16 protein-coding genes are annotated in these 20,878 nt (G+C 40.3%); 6 read left to right on the top strand and 10 right to left on the bottom strand.

Annotated features, from left to right (window positions below):
* The 4 genes from Q9Q35_RS01120 to guaB all read left to right on the top strand — a co-directional run.
* The coding region (locus Q9Q35_RS01120) for a hemolysin family protein (RefSeq protein WP_304651767.1) at positions 1-1,193 on the top strand (1,193 nt) is incomplete at its 5' end.
* A gap of 88 nt (positions 1,194-1,281) precedes the next feature.
* A complete protein-coding gene (locus tag Q9Q35_RS01115) occupies positions 1,282-1,683 on the top strand; it encodes a (deoxy)nucleoside triphosphate pyrophosphohydrolase (protein ID WP_304651766.1) in 402 nt (133 codons plus the stop codon).
* The gene (locus tag Q9Q35_RS01110; RefSeq protein WP_304651765.1) at positions 1,680-4,526 is read left to right on the top strand and encodes a DUF3427 domain-containing protein; all 2,847 of its coding nucleotides are present in this window, start codon (positions 1,680-1,682) and stop codon (positions 4,524-4,526) included. The genes Q9Q35_RS01115 and Q9Q35_RS01110 overlap by 4 nt, the downstream gene beginning before the upstream one ends.
* A 122-nt stretch (positions 4,527-4,648) precedes the next feature.
* A complete protein-coding gene (gene guaB / locus Q9Q35_RS01105; protein WP_304651764.1) occupies positions 4,649-6,136 on the top strand; it encodes an IMP dehydrogenase in 1,488 nt (495 codons plus the stop codon).
* A 168-nt stretch (positions 6,137-6,304) separates the two neighbouring features.
* Here the strand turns inward: guaB and Q9Q35_RS01100 are convergent, their stop codons facing one another.
* From Q9Q35_RS01100 to mscL, 9 genes are all read right to left on the bottom strand, one after another.
* On the bottom strand, positions 6,305-7,891 hold the full coding sequence (locus tag Q9Q35_RS01100) for a peptide ABC transporter substrate-binding protein (protein WP_304651763.1): 1,587 nt from the start codon (positions 7,889-7,891) through the stop codon (positions 6,305-6,307).
* A gap of 63 nt (positions 7,892-7,954) precedes the next feature.
* Complete coding sequence (locus Q9Q35_RS01095; protein ID WP_304651762.1) at positions 7,955-12,457, bottom strand: S8 family serine peptidase; 4,503 nt, start codon at positions 12,455-12,457, stop codon at positions 7,955-7,957.
* 223 nt (positions 12,458-12,680) lie between these two features.
* Positions 12,681-12,869: a hypothetical protein gene (locus tag Q9Q35_RS01090; RefSeq protein WP_304651761.1), complete on the bottom strand. Its 189-nt coding sequence runs from the start codon at positions 12,867-12,869 to the stop codon at positions 12,681-12,683.
* Between the two features lie 46 nt (positions 12,870-12,915).
* Positions 12,916-13,608, bottom strand: coding sequence for an ABC transporter ATP-binding protein (locus Q9Q35_RS01085; RefSeq protein WP_304651760.1), 693 nt, complete (start codon positions 13,606-13,608; stop codon positions 12,916-12,918).
* 4 nt (positions 13,609-13,612) lie between these two features.
* A complete protein-coding gene (locus Q9Q35_RS01080; protein ID WP_304651759.1) occupies positions 13,613-14,674 on the bottom strand; it encodes an ABC transporter permease in 1,062 nt (353 codons plus the stop codon).
* Between the two features lie 16 nt (positions 14,675-14,690).
* Complete coding sequence (locus Q9Q35_RS01075; RefSeq protein WP_304651758.1) at positions 14,691-15,188, bottom strand: TetR/AcrR family transcriptional regulator; 498 nt, start codon at positions 15,186-15,188, stop codon at positions 14,691-14,693.
* Between the two features lie 108 nt (positions 15,189-15,296).
* Positions 15,297-16,136, bottom strand: coding sequence for a YitT family protein (locus Q9Q35_RS01070; RefSeq protein ID WP_304651757.1), 840 nt, complete (start codon positions 16,134-16,136; stop codon positions 15,297-15,299).
* A 68-nt stretch (positions 16,137-16,204) separates the two neighbouring features.
* On the bottom strand, positions 16,205-17,128 hold the full coding sequence (locus Q9Q35_RS01065; protein ID WP_304651756.1) for a diacylglycerol kinase family protein: 924 nt from the start codon (positions 17,126-17,128) through the stop codon (positions 16,205-16,207).
* A 57-nt stretch (positions 17,129-17,185) separates the two neighbouring features.
* On the bottom strand, positions 17,186-17,563 hold the full coding sequence (gene mscL, locus Q9Q35_RS01060) for a large-conductance mechanosensitive channel protein MscL (RefSeq protein WP_304651755.1): 378 nt from the start codon (positions 17,561-17,563) through the stop codon (positions 17,186-17,188).
* A gap of 374 nt (positions 17,564-17,937) precedes the next feature.
* Between mscL and gdhA the strand changes: the two genes are divergently transcribed.
* Entirely contained in the window at positions 17,938-19,272 is a 1,335-nt protein-coding gene (gene gdhA / locus Q9Q35_RS01055; protein ID WP_304651754.1) for an NADP-specific glutamate dehydrogenase, read from the top strand.
* A gap of 132 nt (positions 19,273-19,404) precedes the next feature.
* On the opposite strand, the gene Q9Q35_RS01050 is transcribed toward gdhA, so the two are convergent.
* Complete coding sequence (locus Q9Q35_RS01050; protein ID WP_304651753.1) at positions 19,405-19,704, bottom strand: hypothetical protein; 300 nt, start codon at positions 19,702-19,704, stop codon at positions 19,405-19,407.
* 455 nt (positions 19,705-20,159) lie between these two features.
* Between Q9Q35_RS01050 and Q9Q35_RS01045 the strand changes: the two genes are divergently transcribed.
* Positions 20,160-20,867: a TVP38/TMEM64 family protein gene (locus Q9Q35_RS01045; RefSeq protein WP_304651752.1), complete on the top strand. Its 708-nt coding sequence runs from the start codon at positions 20,160-20,162 to the stop codon at positions 20,865-20,867.
* Positions 20,868-20,878: the final 11 nt, after the last annotated feature.

Raw genomic sequence — 20,878 nt, 5'->3', positions numbered from 1 at the left:
GAAAGTTAAAATTAGCCTTAAAGATGGTCACCAACATGAATGAGTATCTTTCAACGACTCAGGTAGGGATCTCGACGACAGGGATCATTTTAGGTTGGATCGGGGCTGATACCTTGACCAAGATCTTGACGGATGTTTTGGGCTTTATGCCGATCAACCATGCGACAACGGTAGCGATTAGCGCGATCTTAGGGGTCGTGATCTTAACGTATCTTGAAGTGGTCGTAACGGAGATCGTGCCTAAAAATATCAGTATCGATATGCCATTAAAAGTGATGATGTTTATTGTAACGCCATTGCACTACTTCCACGTGGCATTTTACCCATTTGTATGGTTGCTAAATGCCTCAGCTTCTGGGATCGTGCGTTTAGTCGGTTTAAAACCAGCTGGTGAAGGTCAAGATGTTTTATCGCAAAGTGAGATCTTGAGTATTTCACGCAATGCGGTGACTGGTGGTGCGATCGATAAAGATGATTTTGTATATATGCAACGTGCTTTTGAGTTCAACGATAAGGTCGCTAAAGATATCATGGTCGACCGGACGAGTTTGGAGGTCGTTGATATCACAGATACAGTACATGATGTGATCGAAAAGTATCTGCGTAAAAAATATACGCGCTATCCTGTAGTGGCAAATAATGATAAAGATAAGATCTTGGGCTATGTTTATATCTATGATATGATCCGCCAGGCCCAAGTTGATGATACAGTTCGGGTAAGTAAATTGATGCGGACGATCATCACAGTCCCAGAAGTTACTCCGATCCAAAAATTACTCCAAAGTATGATCCAAAAGCAAACGCCGATCGTAGTCGTGTTGGATGAATACGGTGGAACTAGTGGGATCGTAACCGACCGTGATATCTATGAAGAATTATTTGGCACTGTGCGTGATGAAGCTGATGATGTTATCCAAGAAGATATCGTGGATAATCATGATGGGACCTATCGTGTTTCAGGCAAAACGACTCTTTATGATTTCCAACGCTTCTTTGACTTTTATACCAATGATTTCCAAGAAGCTGAAAGTGTAACGATCGCAGGTTATCTTTTAGAAAATTATAAAGTTGAATTGGGAACGGTCATCTCTTTAGGCGACTTTGATATCAAAGTTACTGATTTTAGCCGGAACTATATCGAATGGATGGAAGTCAGCCCACATCAAGAAAGTGAAGAAAAAACCGAGAGTTAAACGATTAGAAGAGATCAAGGTGCAACTTGATTTCTTCTTTTTTAAAGTTTAAAATGTTGCTCAAAATATAATTTGATGAGGTGATCTAATGATAAAAGTAGCAGCTGCTGTGATCGTTTCGGATGGTAAGATCTTAGCTGCCAAACGAAAAAATGACCGCCTTGGCGGAGGCTTTTGGGAATTCCCTGGTGGTAAACTCGAGCCCAAAGAAACACCTAAACAAGCTTGTCAAAGAGAAGTTGCCGAAGAACTGGGTGATCAATGTGAAGTGTTGGAGAAGATCGATGTTTCACGTTATTTTATAACGCCATATGGTGAGTTAGAGATCGATTTTTTTTGGACAAAACTAAAGACATATAATTTAAAATTAGTGGCAGCTAGTGAATATCGGTGGTTGACACCAGAGCAACTGGAAAGTGTGACTTGGCTCAAGCCCTCTGAACCAGTTTTAGAGGTCATCAAACAAACAGATCTGAGGAAATTTGAATGAGTGAAGAATTTAAAAATGCGATCTTAGCTAGCTTATATGATAGCAAATATGCACCTAAGTTAGAGGGACCAGTGCCTAAATTATTGACTAATCAGCCAGATGAGACTTTATGGAGTCATTTACAACAAGAGTTATTGACGTGTGATCGTTTTATTCTAGCACCAGCATTTTTGACCGTTGACATGTTAGTGCCATTAAAAGCCCTTTTGGCACGCATAGCCAAAAAAGGTGTGACAGGAACGATCTTAACGGCCGATTATTTGGGCTTCAATGCGCCCGCCGTATTTACGGAGTTGTTAAAATTACCCAATGTTGCGACTAAGATCGTGACTAAAGAAGCCTTTCATATGAAAGGATATTTCTTTTGGCATGGTTCACAACAAACGGCTTACGTAGGAAGTGCTAATTTTACGCGAAATGCCTTGTTGAAAAACTGTGAATTGACTTTGCGAGTGACTAGCGAAGAACAAGCCGATTTTACACAACAATTAGCGCTGATCTTGAAACGACTAGATGAAGATGCATTTACTTTGACTGATGATTGGATCGCAGCTTATCAAGCGCGCTACCGACCCCCGGTGAGAAACACTGTCCTTAAAAAAGAAAAACTTCTACCTAATCGAATGCAAAAAGAAGCATTACTGCAATTAGATAATTTGCGAGCTCAGGGTAGTACTAAGGGGTTAGTGGTCTCAGCTACAGGAACGGGAAAAACTTATTTAGGAGCTTTTGATGTTAAAGCTTATGCTCCTAAGCGCTTTTTGTATATCGTTCATCGTGAACAGATCTTAGAAAAGACTAAAGTTAGTTTTCAAAAAGTTATTGGTGGTCCAGCTAGCGATTTTGGGACATACTCTGGTAAAAAACATGAAACTAAGGCTAAATATTTATTTGCTACAGTCCAATCATTGGCCAAAGACGAGGCCTTGGCTAAATTTTTGCCGACTGAGTTTGATTACATTTTGTTTGATGAAGCTCATCATTTAGGAGCGCCTATTTTTCAAAAAGTAATGGATCATTTTACGCCGGCTTTTTGTTTAGGGATGACTGCAACACCAGAACGAATGGACGATTTTAATGTGTATCGTAGCTTTGATTACAATCTGGCTTATGAGATCTCATTAGAAGAAGCTTTGACAGCTGAATTATTATGCCCGTTTGATTATGTAGGTGTGACTGATTATGAATTTGAAGGGGAAATGATCACGGAAAAAACACCGCTCAAGCAGTTAGCTGCACCTGAGCGTGTTGCCCATATTCTAAAGCAATTAGAGTATTATGGTAGTACTAAAAGTCGGGGGGGCTTAGTTTTTTGTAGTCGCCAACAAGAAGCAAAGGAGCTAGCGAAATCCTTTACTGCTGCTGGGTATCCAAGTCAAGCTTTGACCAATGAAGATAGTGTCATTAAAAGAGAACAAGCAGTTGCACGTTTAGAAAGTGGAGCCTTAAAATATTTGATCTCTGTCGATATCTTTAATGAAGGGATCGATATCCCGTGTGTCGATCAGATAATTTTGTTACGCGAGACTCGTTCAAAGATCGTCTTTACTCAGCAATTGGGACGGGGGTTAAGATTATTTCCTGGGAAAACGAGTACCTTGATCTTAGATTTTATCGGTAACTATCAAAATAACTATCTGATCCCACAAGCTCTGACCAATGACCGTTCTTTGAATAAAGATCGTTTGGTCGCTGACTTAAAAGAGCAGGTCGTCTATGGCTTATCAACGATCAATTTTGATGAGATAGCCTATCAAAAGATCTTAGCTGTGATCGCTAGAACTAAACTTGATTCACTCAAGCACCTAAAAGAAGCTTATTTTGAATTATCACAAAAATTGGGGCGTATACCGATGCGACGCGATTTTTATCGTAATAGTCAATTGGATCCGCGGATCTTTACACAGGGCAATACCTTAGTTAGCTATGCCGATTTTTTGGATAAATTAGGAGTAAAGCAAGAGCTATCCCGATATGCTGAGCAAGTTATCGCTTTTTTAGAAAAAGAATTGATGAATGGGATGCGTAAACATGAACTATTGCTGTTACAACAACTATTGCTAGCTGAAGTGACGCAAGAAGACTATCGTAAACTCCTGACTAAAGCGGGTTGCTATGTGGATGATGAAGTCTTGGCCTCGATAGGTTCGATCTTGTCATTGAGCTTTTTTGAAGTCAAAGCAGGCAAGAAATTGCGTTCCGAAACGTATGGTGCTAAACCTTTGATCACGTTTGAGCAGGGAAAATATCGTCTAAGTAGCGCATTTAGTGCGACTTTATCCCAACAGGTATTTAAGCAACACGTTGAAGATATTATTGAAACGGGGCTTTTGTTGAGTAAAGATTATCGCTCTCAAAAACGCTTTACGCTATATCAAAAATATACGCGCAAAGATGTATGTCGCTTGTTGGATTGGCCTAAGGATATCAGCGCCCCGCTCTATGGATATCGTGTGGTCGATGATGTGTGCCCGATATTTATCACTTACCAAAAGGAAAAAAAGAGATATCAAAATACATTGACAGATGATCGTGCGATCCGCTGGTATACGCGAAGTCCTAGATCATTAGCGTCAAAAGAGGTAAAAGAACTTTTGGCAGGTGTCAAGACCGGGATACCGTATGTTAAATTGCCACTCTTTATCAAGCCAAGTGATGCTTTTGGCGCTGAATTTTACTATGTTGGAGAAGCTAAGATCCTTGCTGAAAGCGTGCGGGAGATTGAACTAGGTACTAAAAATAAATCCAAAAAAGCAGTTGCAATGGATCTACTCTTTGAACAGCCACTTCCGTTTGAAATAATGGAAAAACTGCAGGCCTTTCCTGCAGATTCCGAAGATTAGAAAAAAATTTCGGTAAAATTAAAGATTTTTCCAAAAAATAAGGTGAGAAAAACTTGCAATTATAAAGATTTTTTTGTAAATTATAATACAATATAATAATTTAAAACAAAGGAGAGTTTACGATGTCCAATTGGGATACTAAGTTTACAAAAAAAGGTCTAACGTTTGATGACGTGTTATTGATACCGGCAGAAAGTAATGTTTTGCCAAATGAGGTCGATTTGAGTGTTCAGCTCGCAAAAAATTTGAAATTAAATATCCCAATCATCAGTGCTGGTATGGATACAGTTACTGAATCTTCAATGGCGATCGCAATGGCACGCCAAGGTGGTTTAGGTGTTATCCATAAAAATATGACGATCGAACAACAAGCAGATGAAGTCAACAAAGTAAAGCGTTCTGAAAGTGGCGTTATCATTGATCCATTCTTCTTGACCCCAAAGCACACTGTTGCTGAAGCTGAGGGTTTGATGGCTAAATATCGTATCAGCGGGGTGCCGATCGTTGAATCCATGGATAGTCGTAAATTCTGTGGGATCATCACAAACCGTGACATTCGTTTTGTGTCTGATCACAATGTTGAGATCGGAGCAGTTATGACTAAGAGCAACTTGATCACTGCACCAGAAGGAACATCTTTACAAAAAGCTGAAGCGATCTTACAACAACACAAGATCGAAAAGTTACCGATCGTCAATGAAGCTGGCGAATTAACAGGTTTGATCACGATCAAGGATATCGAAAAAGTTGTTGAATTCCCAGATGCGGCCAAAGATGAACATGGTCGCTTGTTAGTTGCTGCTGCTGTGGGGGTAACTAGTGATACATTTGAACGGGCAACTGCATTATTGAATGCTGGGGCTGATGCTTTAGTCATTGATACAGCTCACGGACATTCAGCCGGTGTTATCCGCAAGATAAAAGAGATCAGAAAACATTTCCCAGATGCAACTTTGATCGCCGGAAACGTAGCCACAGCCGAAGCAACGCGCGCTTTGTTTGATGTTGGCGTTGATGTGGTCAAAGTTGGTATCGGACCAGGTTCTATCTGTACGACACGTATCGTGGCTGGGGTCGGTGTTCCACAATTAACAGCGATCTATGATGCTGCTAGTGTAGCTCGTGAATATGGTAAAGCGATCATCGCTGATGGTGGGATCAAGTATTCAGGTGAGATCGTCAAAGCAATAGCAGCTGGTGGGAATGCTGTTATGTTAGGTTCAATGTTAGCCGGAACTGATGAAGCGCCTGGTGAAACTATCATCTACGAAGGACGTCGTTTCAAGACATATCGTGGTATGGGTAGTTTAGGTGCAATGGATTCAACACATGGTTCATCTGATCGTTACTTCCAAAGTGGAGTCAATGAAGCTAACAAGTTAGTTCCAGAAGGTATCGAAGGACGTGTTGCTTATAAAGGTAGCGTAGCAGATATCATCTATCAAATGGATGGTGGTCTTCGCGCTGGTATGGGTTATGTAGGTGCAGCTAACTTGAAAGATCTAAACGACAATGCTCAATTTGTTCAGATCACAGGTGCTGGGTTACGTGAATCACATCCACACGATGTTCAGATCACAAAGGAAGCACCAAACTATTCAACTCGCTAATTTATAAAAAAATATCATGAGATGATACGGCCAGCGCCGTATAAATAATGAGGGACTCACTATGATGCGTATTTTGCATCGCAGTGAGTCCCTCATTATTTACTGGTAGGGGGCATAAGATCGGGAGCTATTATTTTGGAGAGATTTGATCAAGCATTTTTTAGAGCCTTATTTTAGAGTGACATTTTTAAAATTATAACCGCCGATCGGGGCATAGATCACATGTTTAACGTCTTTTTTCAAAAGTGTTGCTAAGGCAGGTTGATAAAGCGGAGTGACTGCTTGTTCGTCCGTCATGAGCTCATCAGCTTTTAGCAATGTCAAAAAGCGTTTTTGACCGGTTTGCTCTTTAGCACGGGTCAGAAGTTTATTATAGTCAGTGTTTTCCCACTTCCCAAAGTTATACGGACTGTCAGAACGTAAGAGGTTTAAAAAGCTAGTCGCATCTTGATAATCGGCGCCCCAGCCCGTTAAGACAACTTCAAATTCGCCTTTTTTCATGCGTTCGATCCGGCTTTTCTTGTTGATATTTAGTGTCGTGACCTTGGTGTGAGGGAGATTTTCTTCTAATTGGGATTGTAGATATTCGTTGACCTTTTTGCTGATATCATCATCATCCCCCAGCAATTGTAACTCAAGTTCATTTTTACCTAACTCTTTTAGTCCTAGTTTGAGATAGTGTTGTGCTTTTTTACGATCAAAACTTATTTTTGCTTTAGTTCCGGAAACTTTAGCGAAATCCTTAGCATTATAAGTCATCAAGTCCTGAGGAACAAAACTCTTAGGGCGAAGTGAACCGTCAGCTAGGATGGAGTTGACTAGCTGTTTGCGATCGATCGCATAAGCCAGCGCCTTACGGACATTGACGTTTTTAAGTACGAGATCTTGAGTATTGAACTGCAGATACTGCATCCGCGCTTGCTTACGGGCAATAAATTCTTTATTTGTACGCAACTGTCGCGCTTGGTCTTGGCTTAGATCGGTTTTATCAAGTTGCCCACTTTGAAACATATTGTACGAAGTTGCGGTACTTTTAGTCACCAAGAAGTCGATTTGATCGAGTTTAACTTGTTTTTTATCCCAATAATGTTTATTTTTGACGAGCTGCCATTTTTGATTTGAACCAGTCCAGCCTTTGACACTAAAAGGACCGTTAGTAACAGCTTTAGTGGCGGAAGTTCCATAATCTTTACCGTATTTTTCAACAGCTTTTTGGTTGAGTGGTGAAAAGATCGGGGCTACCACTAAGGAGTGAAAGTACGGGAGCGGTTTTTCAAGTTCGACTTTTAAGGTGTGTAAAGAAACGGCATTTACGCCAAGCTCAGTAGGGGATTTCTTGCCAGCCATGATATCCGAGGCGTTTTTGATACCGTCAAAGAGTTGTGCATTTGAAGCTTTAGTAGCAGGGTTTACTGCACGTTGCCAAGAATAGACAAAATCTTTGGCGGTCACAGGCTCACCATTTGACCATTTAGCATTCTTTTGTAAAGTAAAAGTATAGGTCAGCCCATCAGAAGAGCGTGTTTCTTTTTGGACCAAGGCTTTTTTTACTTGCCCGTTATTTTCAAAGCGATAGAGTCCCTCGTAGCTATTTCTCATCATCTCAGAACTCGTAGTATCAACGGATAGGGCCGGATCTAGGGTCTGGATCTCGGATGGTTCACTCCAACGTAAAGTTTGTTTAGCTTGAGCAGAGGTACCGAAAATGGTCAAGCCAAGTGTCAAACTAAATAAGGTCTTTGCAATTTTTTTCATCATTTTTCCTCCGTAAATTTTGCCCAAAAGCACAGATTTCAGAGCGATCTGCACTTTTTTCAGTTACTTAGCATCCTTTTTAGTTTTAAAGCCAAATAAAGTAAAGAGACTAGCTAAGCCTAATAAGATACCTAAAAGTGGATATTGTTCAGTAGTCTCACCGGTTTGTGGAAAGGCATGAGCTTTTGTTTTAGGCATTGACTTTGTACTAGCTACTTGGTTACCGTCTTTTTTAGCTGATGTTTGATCGAAATTTTCAGCTGATGGTGTTTTTCCAACTACGGTGTGCGTCGTTTTATCTTCATGCAAGAGCTTAGAAGATCCTTTTTCAAAATTGGCGGTGTAAACATCCATGGTAGCCACGACATTGCCGTAGCTGTTGACCAAGTAATACAGTCCATCAGGGTGTGTCTCATCTTTAGCTAGTTTTTTATAGGTTTGTAGATCCTTATCAAAGAACAAAAGTGTCGTCGCTGGATATTGTTTGACAAAGGCATCGACATGCTCTTGTTTTACTTTGACAGGTTTTGGCACATTTGTCTTAGGCTGATAGTAGACATAAAATCTACGTGTGGTATGATTACCCGTCACATCAAGCACATCTAAGGTATAGACATGTCTTGTCTCACCAGTAGCATCATTTAGAGTGAAGCTTTTGGCAAAATTATATGGTGCATAGAGATCGCCACCGTGGTTGACACCAGAATGATGGAATTCACGAAAATCGTTGTCGCCGTTGAAGAAGAAACTGTAGCCATCTAGATTATCGTGTGCTTGTCCTTTGATGACAAAGTTAGGTTCGTTAGTGTATACGTGGTAGTTTTTTCCATCAAAGTCATAATTAGCAACATTTTCAAATTCAAGTGTCGGTAAGACTGTATCTAAGATCAGCTGGACAGTTCCGCGCGTTTTTTGCCCATCTTGAGTCGTGTAGATATAAGCAAGGGGACGCTGTTTTGTTGGTTCGATCTTGAAGTTAAAGACAAACGTACCGTCTTCATTTAAAGTGACTTGATTGACCAAAGCATCTTCATCAGCACTATCGCCTAGCATGACTAACTTAACGACTTTAGGACTGACTCTTCCTGTTACAGTGAATGTTTGGGTCTTAGGATCATAGACCCCATCGGTGACTGTTTTAGCCCCGAGCCAATTGTAGTCACTGTCTTTAAGATGATCAAATTTGATCTCAGGATTAGGTTCACTGCGCGTTGTCAGATCACTCAAAGCATGGCCTGGAAGCGGCGTTGGTACCCCAAGGTCTAAGGGATCAGCATTTTTTTGAGTTAGATCGGTTTGAAGTTCAGCCACGTTGTTAAAGCTATAGTGTTGTGGGAGATAGTCGATACCAGCATCGATCCCAAGATAAGCTTTAGTATCAGCCGTGCTTTGGACGACATTAAAGGTCGGACCAAAGACTTCTGTCCATCCGACTAGGACAGTTCGCTGACTAGCATTTTTGACAGTGACATCAAAGGTCGCTAGTCCATCTTTGACAGTTGCTTCATAGATATCACCGGTGAAATAATCTCTCGCAAAGGCTTTGACATTAGGCCCATCGGTGACGGCGGCATAGACCAAAACTTTTTTAGGGTCATTAGTCATGACTGTGTCTAAAGTGATCCCAAAACTTTGCTTTGTCGTATGAGCTTTTTGCCAAGCAAAAGCAGCTTTTGGAGTTGTTGTGTTCAAGGTGAACAAAACATCTTTACCAGCTAGATCAGAGGTGAAGACGACTTGTTTGGTATTTGCGGCCACTTTGACTTCATAGGTATTATCTTTGACAGAGACTACTTTCTTGTTGTAATAAAATGGTCTAGTGGCCCCACCACGGAGGGTGAATGTCTCAGTCTTAGCATCGTAGTCAGGGCTGTTTTTATCAAAGCCTAGACCTGAGGTAGCATTCCAAATACTGATCTGTTGAGGAGAAGTTTTTAGTCCTGGAAGCATTTTGGTCATCGTTGCCACATTATCAGCTGTATCGCTGACCATCACTGTGACTGCATTGTTAGCGGCACTCAAAGCGGCTAGTTCAGCTGGATCGAGCTCAAAACTGACATTTCCAGCCATTTTAGTGGCATCGGTAAAAGTCGAGGTACCAGCATTTAATTTATGCCCAAAGACTTGATCGTTGATCTTGAGTACGGCATAAGAATAGTCAGTAAAACCAGCTCCCGTATCAGCATAGGTGAAGGAAAGTTCGCCTGTATTTGTTTTAGAATTCGTATCAACTTTAAGGGCAAGATTTTTGATCGTAGGCGCTGTAGTATCGATCACGACTGGATAATCAGCTGTTTGGACTTTCCTTTGTCCATCATTATATAGTGTTGCAACAAAACGATAGGTATATTGTCCATCTGGAGCAACGACAAAACGTCCTGTTTTAGTATCATAGAGTTTTCCGTCCCAATCAAAGGTCGTAGGATCATTTCGCATCGAAACAGATAAGCTGACGTCTTGGTTGTATCCAGCTTGATAAAATGATTTGTCTAGCCCTTTTTCATCGGCAACAACACGCACGACTTTACCAGCATTGTCGAGTACGACCGCCTTGAGATCTTGCAAGTTTTGTTTGACAAACGCTACTGGCTTTAAGAGATCACTTTTTTTATCGTTGTTAGGTGAAAAAGCGACTTTACCGTCTTGATAGAGTTTAGCGACTTGTTGCCAGTCATAGTTACCATCTAAATTGACCAATTTTTTCAAAGATTGCTCATCAGCGATCCCGCGTGGGTAATCATGTTCATTGACAAAATAATTACCACCATAGACGTTTTGTTTGTCATTAGCTGGCTTATCAAAGACATCTTCACTTGTCAGATCACCAAAATAACCCAGATATGGGACGACTAAACTTGGGCCAGATGTGCTCACAAAGCGTAACCAACCTTCGACTAATTGGTTTTGTGCGATCCTATCCAAGTTCAAAGTGTAAGAAACACTTAGAGTCTGCCCAGCTTTGACGACTAGATGTTTAGCACCAGTTACGCTTGCATTAGGCAATGCTTCTTCATAGTAACGCCCCGTATCTGCCATGCGTTTTTCGGTTAGAGCACCACCAAGATCATCAAAGGTATAACTTTGGTCGGTGTCACTTAAGTTGGTAAAGTTCAAGTTAAATGTCGTTTTTGTGCCAACTTTACGCAAAGAAAGTGAACTTGTACCATCGTCTGCTGTGATATAGACAGGAGAGGAGACCGCGGCCCCGACATCGATCTGGCCTGCTCCTTGTTGGCGCGGGGAGATCGGTGTTCCTGTTGCAAGATCAAGCATAGGTTTAGCTGTGTTCATGAGTAATGCCTTAGCAGCTTGCACGAGTTTGGCATTTTTGAGCGCAGTATCTTGTTGAAGTCGTTGCATGACTAGAGTAGCTGCCCCAGCAGCAAATGGACCTGCCATCGAAGTTCCACTCATGGTCTTATAGCCATCGTCGTTTGCAGTGGAGACGATATTAACACCAGGCGCTGAAAGATCTGGTTTTAAAGTAAAGTCTTGCAAAGGACCCCAAGAAGAAAAATCGGCCATTTTTGAACCAGCTCCCCGAACAGAGTTTTCAGCAGCAACGGTCAAGGCATTCTTTGAAGCGCCAGGATCAGCGATCGTACTGCTAGAGAAGGGTTCAAATGCTCCATTAGCACCACCAGGAGAATAGTTGTCTAAAGGTGTAGCGATACTTCCAGCATGTCCGTTGTTTGAAGCTGAGATCGAGACAAAAACACCATGATCGATCGCATATTGGACCGCTTTTTGTTCAACATCGTTTAGATCAGAAGTAGCGACTCCTTGGCCAAGTGACATTTGGACGACATTGGTCCCTAATTTGGTGGCATCATAGATGGCCTGGGCGACATCATCGGTATTTTCATCAGGAAACTGCGAATTAAAGACCCGTAAAGCTAAGAGTTGGCTTTCAGGTGCAACGCCGACAGCATAAGGTCTATCATCTTTTGGCTGTCCGTTAGCCCCGATGATCCCAGCCACGTGTTGCCCATGTTGGGAAGCATCTGGACCATCATCTTTGATCCAGTCATTGCTCTTAGAAGCGTAATTATAGGCATACGGGAATTTTTCTGAGACATATTGACCGTATCCGAGTTCCGAGATCTTATTTAAAGCCTCATCTTTAGAGAGTTTTTGTGTTGTGGGGACTTGCTGAAAGTCTTTGTGAGCAGTATCAGTCCCGGAATCGATGACCGAAACGACCATTCCTTGTCCACGATAACCTTTGGCCCATGCTTCATTGACATTTCCCTTGTCGTGATCAGCTTGTGTCGTTGGTGGTGGTGTTTGGGATTTTGACGGCAGATCTTCAGTCAGAGCAGTAGCAGGGGTAACTGCTACCTGCTCGTTTTGAACTGTATTTGTATCAATAGCGGTCTTTTCTTGGAGTTTTTGTGTCTGATCTGAGGGCATCGTTGTATCGACTGTAGCTGTTTCATCCGCTGATACAGCTACAGTCGATACGAACAAAAACATACCAGAAGCAGTGATAATGGTGGCGCTGACCCATCTCTTTTTGGCTTTATAGAGCTTATAATGACGCTTTTTTTCATGTGTTTGTCCCATACGAGTCACTTCCTTTTTTAAGATTAAGCTAAATATAGCATAATCATGGGATGAAAAATAGTTATTTTTAATAAAAAATTACGTTTTATATAATTAAATATTAATATTTTTAGCTAAATATGATCGATATTGTCGGTTATTTCACTAAAAGTATGATGTACCCAAACTAACGGTAAATGAGGAAAAGAACTAATTATTAAGACGGCTTTATTAGCAGGCAAGGTCATGAGATATGGCGATCAAAAAAATGGCGGGGCAAGTCGCACTTTTTTACTAAATCTTGCATAGATCCCCAAATTTGAGAATCAAGTTTGGCGCTCTTATATTTAGCTCTAACAGTAGCCAGACTAGTTGTTCCATTTGCATACTCTTCAATTACTTTGAGCTTAGTAGCTACACTAATTTTAGTCATAAAAAATACCCCCAGAGTTGGAGGCCAACTCTAGGAGCATACATTATTACGGGTGTTTTTGAGATTTATTTTTTTGGACTAATTGTCCGTCCGTTAGTTCATAGATCTTGTCGGCTTGTTCGATCAAGCGAAGATCATGTGTCACAGTAATGACAGCTTTATTTTGTTGCTTGGCTAAGACTTGTAAGATCGTACCAACTTTTTTGACGCGCTGACTATCTAACGCAGCTGTTGGCTCATCGGCTAAAATGATCTCAGGATCAGTATATAGCGCACGTGCGATCGCGGCGCGTTGACTTTGACCACCGGAAAGTTCATTGGGATATTTATCTTTGAGTTCAGCGATCTCAAGGTGAGCTAATAGCTGTTCAAGTTTAGCTGAACTTAGATTGCCTGTCTTTTTGACACGATCGACCAGTTCAAATTGTTCTTTGAGCGTTAAATACGGGACAAGATCATGAGCTTGTAAAATAAAACCGATCTGCTCCAAGCGGAGTCGTTCTCTTTCTTTGTTGCTATAAGTGGCGATCTCTTTGCCATTGATCAAAACAGAGCCACTGCTAGGACTTAAAATATTACCTGCAATCGTTAAAAAAGTACTTTTACCAGAACCAGAAGGACCTAAGATCAAGACAAATTCACCTTTATCAGCTGAAAAATTGATATCTTTAAGAGCATGGACTTTAGCAGAACCACTGCCAAAATATTTATTAACATTTTTAAATTCGAGCACTGACATAAAATCAACCTCCGATCGCTTGGGCTGGATCGATCCGCAAGATCGCTCTGACTGGGATCAAAGAACCTAAAACTGATGTTAGCACGAGTCCAACAGAAACCAGACTTAAGAATTTCAGATCAAAAGTCATCGGAACATTTGCTGGGATCACCAAGGCAGTAGCTAGAGTCAGTAAAGCTCCAATGATCAAGCCCGTGATGACTAAGATAAAAGATTGTCCGATCGTATTTTGGATCAAGACTTTGTTAGCGATCCCTTGAATACGCAAGACCGCATAGTTAGGTAGTTTTTGGATCGTGATGATATATAAGAAAACAGCGATCACGATCAAAGAGATGATCATCAAAAAAGCGATCATAAAAGTAAAAGTGCTATTTTGGGCACTGTAGCCAGGTAATTTATCGATCAAAGTTTGTTGTGTGGTCACTTGCAGTTGAGGATCAGAGACTTTAAAATCAGGATCTTTGGATAAAACACCGCTAGCAGCAAAGTTAGGACCGACATTTTTTAATTCAGCCCAAGCAGTTAGTGAACCATAAACAACGGGTAAGACGTTTAATTTGGCATTTTTTATGAAGCCAGTGATCGTGTAAGGTGTTGTTTGGGAGTTGAAATATACTTTATCTTTGAGTTTATAGCCGTCATTTTTGAAACTATCATCAACGACGACTTCTTGCTTGGTTTGGGGAAGTTTCCCAGAGCTTAGTTTTAGTTGTTGATAGACGAACTGTGATCTTTCAAGCCCAACAAATGTAGCCGAGAGCTTTTGGTTTCCCTTTTCTTTGACAATGATCGGTGCTTGTCCGATCAAGGCTTCATTTTTAGTCAATTTGAGTTTGTTTATCTGATCTGTAGTGAGTAGTGATTGCCGCAAATTGACATCGGCATCACGATTCAAGGCGATCTTCTCAAAATCCCAACTTTCGATCGCATAAGTATTTTCGCGAGCTAGACCAAGAGCAAGACTGGTCAGGATAAAGACGAGATAGCTGATCAAAACGACCATCGCGATGATCAATGAATAACGGATCTTTTCATGTTTGATCTCTTTTAAAGCTAGGTACATAGTGAAACTTCCTTTCCTAATTGTCTCTGGGATCAAGCAGGGTAAAGCTTTGTTCTAAGCGTGTAAGATAGAGCTCTTTATTTTTGGGATCATTTAGAGCTTCTTTTAAGGTTTGATGGCTCAAAGTTGCTAATGCCCAACGAGTAGCAGCAAGGCTAGGGTCAGCAAAAGCTAAGGGTAATTCATTTACAGTCAAATGTAACTTGAGAAGATCGTAATAGGGACTTTTTAGTGAAGCCGTGACAAAAGCGCGCGTTGCTTTGAGTATTTCTTGCGGTGAACTTGACTTAAGATCAGCATGGATATCAACTAGCGCTAAGTGGTAAATATAGTCATAAGCTTCGTTTAAATCAGTGAAGTATTTATAAAATGCCCCGCGAGCGATCTGAGCATCTTTGACGATCCGAGCGACTTGGGCATCCTTTAATGGGTAGGTAGAAAATTCTTTCAAGAGTGCGGTGGTGATGCGCGCTTTTTTTTCAGGGGCAAGATTTTTAAACGTCTGTGAAGCCATAGTGAACTCTCCTTAAAAGTAATTTATGCTCTAATCATAACAACGAAGTGACACGGTGTCAACATTAGGTAAAATAAAAAAGCTATGTCACAACATAACTTTTAAAAACTAGATCCCAAATGTTCCACCATGGACTTTGACCACGTTTGAAGCGATGATAAAAGCATCTGGATCGATATCATGGATCGCAGCTAGTAATGGACCATAGCTTTGATTGTCGATGACTGCCATCAATAATTCTTTTTCATTAGCTGAATAGCCACCGCGAACGTTGAAGATCGTCATTGCATGATCTTCGGATTCAAGCATTTTTTTGATCTCAGGAAGTTTAGTTTGGCTCATCACCTGGATCTGATATTTATGGTCAAGACCAGCCTCAGTATAACGCATGACGATCGAAGTGATAACTAATGAAAATGAAGCCATGAAAAAGGCATTCAAGCCGGAAACAAAGATATTAAAAAAGGTGACCAACATATCGATCGCTAAAAGTGAAAAAGCAGGATCGATATGGAAATACTTTTTAAAGATCATTGGTGGAACAGTTGTCCCGCCACTAGAGGCGTTGATCCGATAAAGTGCAGCCACTCCGATCGCAAAGACTGCTCCACCAACGATCACGGCTAATAGATCATCTTCAATTATCTTTTGGCTAGGAGTGATATACATCAACAGTGGTAAAAGAAAACTACCGTAGACGATATTTTTAACAGTCTTTTTGTCGAGCAATAACCAGGCAGCTAGGATCATCAGTAAATTAATTAGCAAAACTGTTAACGAGCGGTTGATCCCAAAAGTAGCATCTAACAAGATCGCTAGTCCCGTTGCTCCGCCAGCTGCAATATTGATCGGGGCATAGAAGAAGTTGACTGAAATGGCGATCAGTTCTAGTGCGATGACTAAAACGAGCCAATAGAACCAAGGTGTTTGGACTAATCTTTTTTTCACGAATATTTCCCCCGTATTTATTTAGATAATATAAGTTTAACGTATTCAAGAAAAAAGAGCTATATTTTTTAAAATATAAATTTTTGTTGCTTTATTTCTAATAACAAGTCTCCCGGTGGAAAGGTAAATGTCTCTCCATTAACTTGAATTATCTGGGAGGTAGTAATGGTCAGTTTAAGCTTTTTAGTTGTATAAAAGCTAAGTGAGCGTGCCCGAAGATGATAAGCTCCTGGTAAAAGCATCAATAAAAAGATACTTAAGAAGTTCAATAAGTTCTTTTTTTCGATCACTACCAAGGTAAGTTTTCCATCATCTAACCGTGCTTTGGGGAAAAGGGCAACACCACCGCCAAAATACGGTTGATCAGTGATCGTACATAAAAATGCGTGTGAAAAATTTTTAGGTGGAAAATTTGGCGAAGTCACCGTCAATTCGAATGGCTTTTGTCGTCTGAGCGCTTTGAAAAAACAAGTAGCATAGGCGAATTTACCTAAGTGCAATTTATTTAGCCGATTTTTCAAGCGGGAATTATTTGTTATTTCGACGATCTGAGCATCAAAGCCAAGCCCTAAGTTATTTGAGAAGACCCCGGCATGATCTGAAGTCTTAAAGTATCCTAGATCAAGGATCCGCGGTGTTTTTTGGGCTAAGAGCTGAGCTAAGGCTTTCTTTGGGGTAGTAGAGATCTGAGCAGCTTTGGCAAAATCATTGCCAGAACCACAGGGGATATATCCTAAAGTGACATCTAATTTGGTGGGAAAGGCTACGGCATTTAAGGCATGATAAAGCGTACCATCACCACCTAAGATCACAAAGACTGTTTTAGGCTCAAGCTTTGCTTGCTGGCGTAGATGTTGTTTCAAATCTGTACTAGATGTGGTCAAATAGTAACTATGCTTTAAATTTAATTGGCATAATTTCTTTTGAATTTTAGCCCAACTTTTCTGCGAGCGCCCATTGCCTGCGCTGGGATTGATAATAAAATGATACATAAAAAGCCTCCAAATTAAGGTTCTTGATAAGTATACCTTAATTTGGAGGCACAATGCTTATTTTTTATCTTTTAATAAATCGCGAATTTCAGATAAAAGTTCGATCTCTGGTTCAGGACCATCATCTTCAACTTCTTCTTCAACTTTCTTAGGCATAACTTTATTGACAGCTTTGACGATCAAGAAGACCACAAAAGCAATGATCAAAAAGTTGATCACGGCGTTCAAGAAGGCCCCAAATTTAAAGGTCGTTCCGCCGATCGCAAGCTGAAGGTCAGAAAGGTCGATCTTACCGAGGAATAACCCGATAAACGGGTTGATCAAGTTAGTAACAAGCGAGTTAACGATTGCAGTAAATGCACTACCGATGATGACCCCGACAGCTAAATCTAAAACATTACCGCGACCAATAAATTCCTTAAATTCTTTTAACATTAATTTCACCTCCAGTGAAAATTGGTTGCAATCAAGATAAGTTTAAGTTTAGCTAATATATCTAAATAAAACAAGCTAAAAGCCTTGAAAAAATTCAGTTTTTTTGAAAAATTTAGCTTTTGTTCTAGTTAGATTATTTATAGATACAAAAATATAACAAGCAGTTTTTAAACTTTAGTATGAGTTTGATTTGGGGGATAGGACTTGAATTTTAAATATGCATTAGGTTAAAATTAGAAATAGAATTTGATCAGCAGAAAGTCAAACGTAGATGCCACCAAAAACTACGATCTTTAAGAAAGGAAAAGCTATTAAAGTCTTTCAAAATACAGGTACTGTATTTTTCTACGTTTATTTAATAGTAGGGATAAGAGATGGGATATGTCGATGAAGTTTTAGCGCGTGTAGCAAAGCAAAATCCAGAACAAGCCGAGTTTAGGCAAGCTGTTGAAGAGGTTTTAGAGTCACTTCGCCCGGTGATCGAACATGATGAAGACAAGTATCGTAAGCAAGCGATTTTGGAACGTTTGACGACACCCGATCGGCAGATACTCTTTCGGGTCGCTTGGGTCGATGATGCAGGCCAGACACAAGTCAATAATGCATATCGAGTTCAATTCAACAATGCGATCGGACCATATAAGGGTGGTTTACGGTTGCATCCTTCAGTTGACTTGAGCATCATCAAGTTTTTGGGCTTTGAACAGATCTTTAAAAATGCTTTGACTGGCTTACCAATTGGTGGTGGTAAAGGTGGTTGTGATTTTGACCCTAAGGGAAGATCAGACCGCGAGATCATGGCATTTTGTCAAAGCTTTATGACTGAACTGGCTAAGTATATCGGAGCCGATATGGACGTGCCAGCCGGTGATATCGGAACTGGGGCGCGTGAGATCGGCTATCTTTTTGGACAATATAAGCGCTTAAAGGGAGTTTATGAAGGTGTCTTGACAGGTAAAGGGCTCGAATATGGTGGTTCTTTAGTCCGAACAGAAGCGACAGGTTACGGTTTATTGTATTTGGTCGATGAGTTGTTAAAAGATCATGATCAAAGCTTGCGTGGCAAGACGGTAACTGTTTCAGGGGCTGGCAATGTGGCGATCTATGCGATCAAGAAGGCTCAAGAACTTGGTGCTAAAGTTGTAACTTGCTCAGATTCGACCGGTTGGGTCTATGATCCAGCGGGGATCGATGTTGCTTTATTACAAGAAGTAAAAGAAGTTAAACGTGCGCGTTTGACGGAATATGTGGCCAAGCGTGCTTCGGCTAAATATCATGAGGGACGCGGTGTTTGGAGCGTTAAAGCTGATGTAGCGCTACCATGTGCAACACAAAATGAATTGCATTTGGCTGATGCAAAACAGTTGGTCGAAAATGGTGTCTTAGCTGTGGCAGAAGGGGCCAATATGCCAACGACCTTAGAAGCGACAAAATATTTACAAGAACACGGCGTTTTATTTGTTCCTGGTAAAGCGGCTAATGCGGGTGGGGTCACTGTTTCAGCGCTAGAAATGAGTCAAAACTCGGAACGCTTGAATTGGACTTTTGAACAGACAGATGAAAAATTAAAAGAGATCATGCAAAAGATCTATCAAAATATCAAGCAGGCTGCTAAAGAATACGGTTTTGAAGATGATTTTGTTTTAGGAGCTAATATTGCGGGCTTCAAAAAAGTTGCTACAGCAATGGAAGCACAAGGTATCTATTAATATGAAAAATAGCCCAAATACGTATTTGAGCTATAAATGCAGTTATCTAGTGAAAACAAGGGGCTCAATATGATGCGTGTTTGCATCGTATCGAGCCCCTTGTTTTCATACGGTTTTTTTACTCTCGTTTATTTATTCTTGTGTAGTTGCTTTTGCCGCTTCAATATCGGCCTGAGTGATCGAGATCGTAGCGAGATTGCTACCATCAGGATTGTCATATTTTACCAAGATCTTAACATCAGGTGCAATGGTTTTAGCTTTATTTACTAAAGGCTCAACTTCTGGGATCAAAACTTGTTTTAAAGCTTCATCATCAAGATTGATATCTTGTGGTTGAGCAAAAGTATAGGTGTAAATGACGGTACTATCTTCACCTTCATCGATCGCAATATCTTTGAAAGCGTTATTCTCGCCGTTGAGTTGATCTAGCACGTGAAAGTGAGTTTTTACTGGTCGAACTTGTTTTACTACTTGAGCTTTTAGCGCTGCTGGAGCTAATAGAGGATGCCTGCAGTATCCTTTGTTTTATCGTTAGAACAGGCCGTTAGACCAAAAAGGAGAAATACACTAAAAAATGCAATGAAAAATTTGTTTTTCATTAAAAAAATTACTTTCTTTTAAGATGTATTTTCATTATATAGAGGGATAATAGTTAGTACAAATCTAAAAAAATCGATATACACCCTTTAGATGAGGGTAGTTACAAGTATAACTATATTATTTTAGATGTTGTTTCAGAGGTAATATTTAGTGGTATAGGAAAAATATTTTTGCAAGTTTCTACCTATAATATGTAGGTTATACTAGATAGATATTTTGAGTAACTGGAACTTTCTTAAATTAATTGTTAAACTTAAACTAAAGAAAGATAAGGTAGGGGAAGCGAGATGACTGAGTTACACATTAGACATCGTAAATTATTATATTGTTTAAGTGGTTTAGGTATCATTTTGGCAGCAGTACTGATCTATGTTATTTTTAAAAATAATGAAACGCAGTATTTACAATTTTTAGATCCTAAACATGATAAGAGCGTTTTGATGCATACCTTTCGTGACCGTGGTCCTAAAGATGCATTATTGTTGATCTTACTTACGGCGATCACTTCGGCTGTGCCAGCACTTTCCAGTTCAGTTATCTGTATTTTTAATGGTGTTTGTTTTGGGCCGGTTATCGGATTATTGATGAATATTACAGGTAATTCACTAGGAAATGCACTAGTAGCTGGCTTTTTTACTAAGTTTGATGAAGAACATGATTTTAGTAAAGAAACTAAGCACCCTAATCGGATCTTAGAGCGCTTGGCTCATTTTAAGAACAAAATGGTTGCGTTGATCCTGGGTTATATGATCCCGATCATCCCATCGTTTTTAGTCAATTATATGGGTGTTCGCCTGAAGATGGATTTTAAAAAGCAGTTCTTATGTATCGTGATCGGTGTTCTCCCGACCTCATTTTTATATGCTTTTGGCGGGGATGCTATTTTTAAGGGAAACGATCTACGGTTGATCGTCAGTGCTTTGTGTATTATTTTACTGGTAGTGGGTGGCGTTACTTTCTATCGTAAAAAGCACGATGCTAAAAAAACTAATTGATGTGTAGTAGT

Origin of the sequence: uncultured Ligilactobacillus sp., from assembly GCF_948826705.1 — a bacterium.
GTDB lineage: Bacteria > Bacillota > Bacilli > Lactobacillales > Lactobacillaceae > Ligilactobacillus.
Note: the sequence above shows the minus strand (reverse complement) of the source record. Positions and strands in the feature narration are given on the sequence as shown.

Bases quoted from the DNA above. Each gene is read 5' to 3' on its own strand.
- Q9Q35_RS01100 (WP_304651763.1), bottom strand. From the start codon at position 7,891: ATGAAAAAAATTGCAAAGACCTTATTTAGTTTGACACTTGGCTTGACC.
- mscL (WP_304651755.1), bottom strand. From the start codon at position 17,563: ATGTTAAAAGAATTTAAGGAATTTATTGGTCGCGGTAATGTTTTAGAT.
- Q9Q35_RS01090 (WP_304651761.1), bottom strand. From the start codon at position 12,869: ATGACTAAAATTAGTGTAGCTACTAAGCTCAAAGTAATTGAAGAGTAT.
- Q9Q35_RS01045 (WP_304651752.1), top strand. From the start codon at position 20,160: ATGACTGAGTTACACATTAGACATCGTAAATTATTATATTGTTTAAGT.
- Q9Q35_RS01085 (WP_304651760.1), bottom strand. From the start codon at position 13,608: ATGTCAGTGCTCGAATTTAAAAATGTTAATAAATATTTTGGCAGTGGT.
- guaB (WP_304651764.1), top strand. From the start codon at position 4,649: ATGTCCAATTGGGATACTAAGTTTACAAAAAAAGGTCTAACGTTTGAT.
- Q9Q35_RS01075 (WP_304651758.1), bottom strand. From the start codon at position 15,188: ATGGCTTCACAGACGTTTAAAAATCTTGCCCCTGAAAAAAAAGCGCGC.
- Q9Q35_RS01095 (WP_304651762.1), bottom strand. From the start codon at position 12,457: ATGGGACAAACACATGAAAAAAAGCGTCATTATAAGCTCTATAAAGCC.
- Q9Q35_RS01115 (WP_304651766.1), top strand. From the start codon at position 1,282: ATGATAAAAGTAGCAGCTGCTGTGATCGTTTCGGATGGTAAGATCTTA.
- gdhA (WP_304651754.1), top strand. From the start codon at position 17,938: ATGGGATATGTCGATGAAGTTTTAGCGCGTGTAGCAAAGCAAAATCCA.
- Q9Q35_RS01080 (WP_304651759.1), bottom strand. From the start codon at position 14,674: ATGTACCTAGCTTTAAAAGAGATCAAACATGAAAAGATCCGTTATTCA.
- Q9Q35_RS01065 (WP_304651756.1), bottom strand. From the start codon at position 17,128: ATGTATCATTTTATTATCAATCCCAGCGCAGGCAATGGGCGCTCGCAG.
- Q9Q35_RS01110 (WP_304651765.1), top strand. From the start codon at position 1,680: ATGAGTGAAGAATTTAAAAATGCGATCTTAGCTAGCTTATATGATAGC.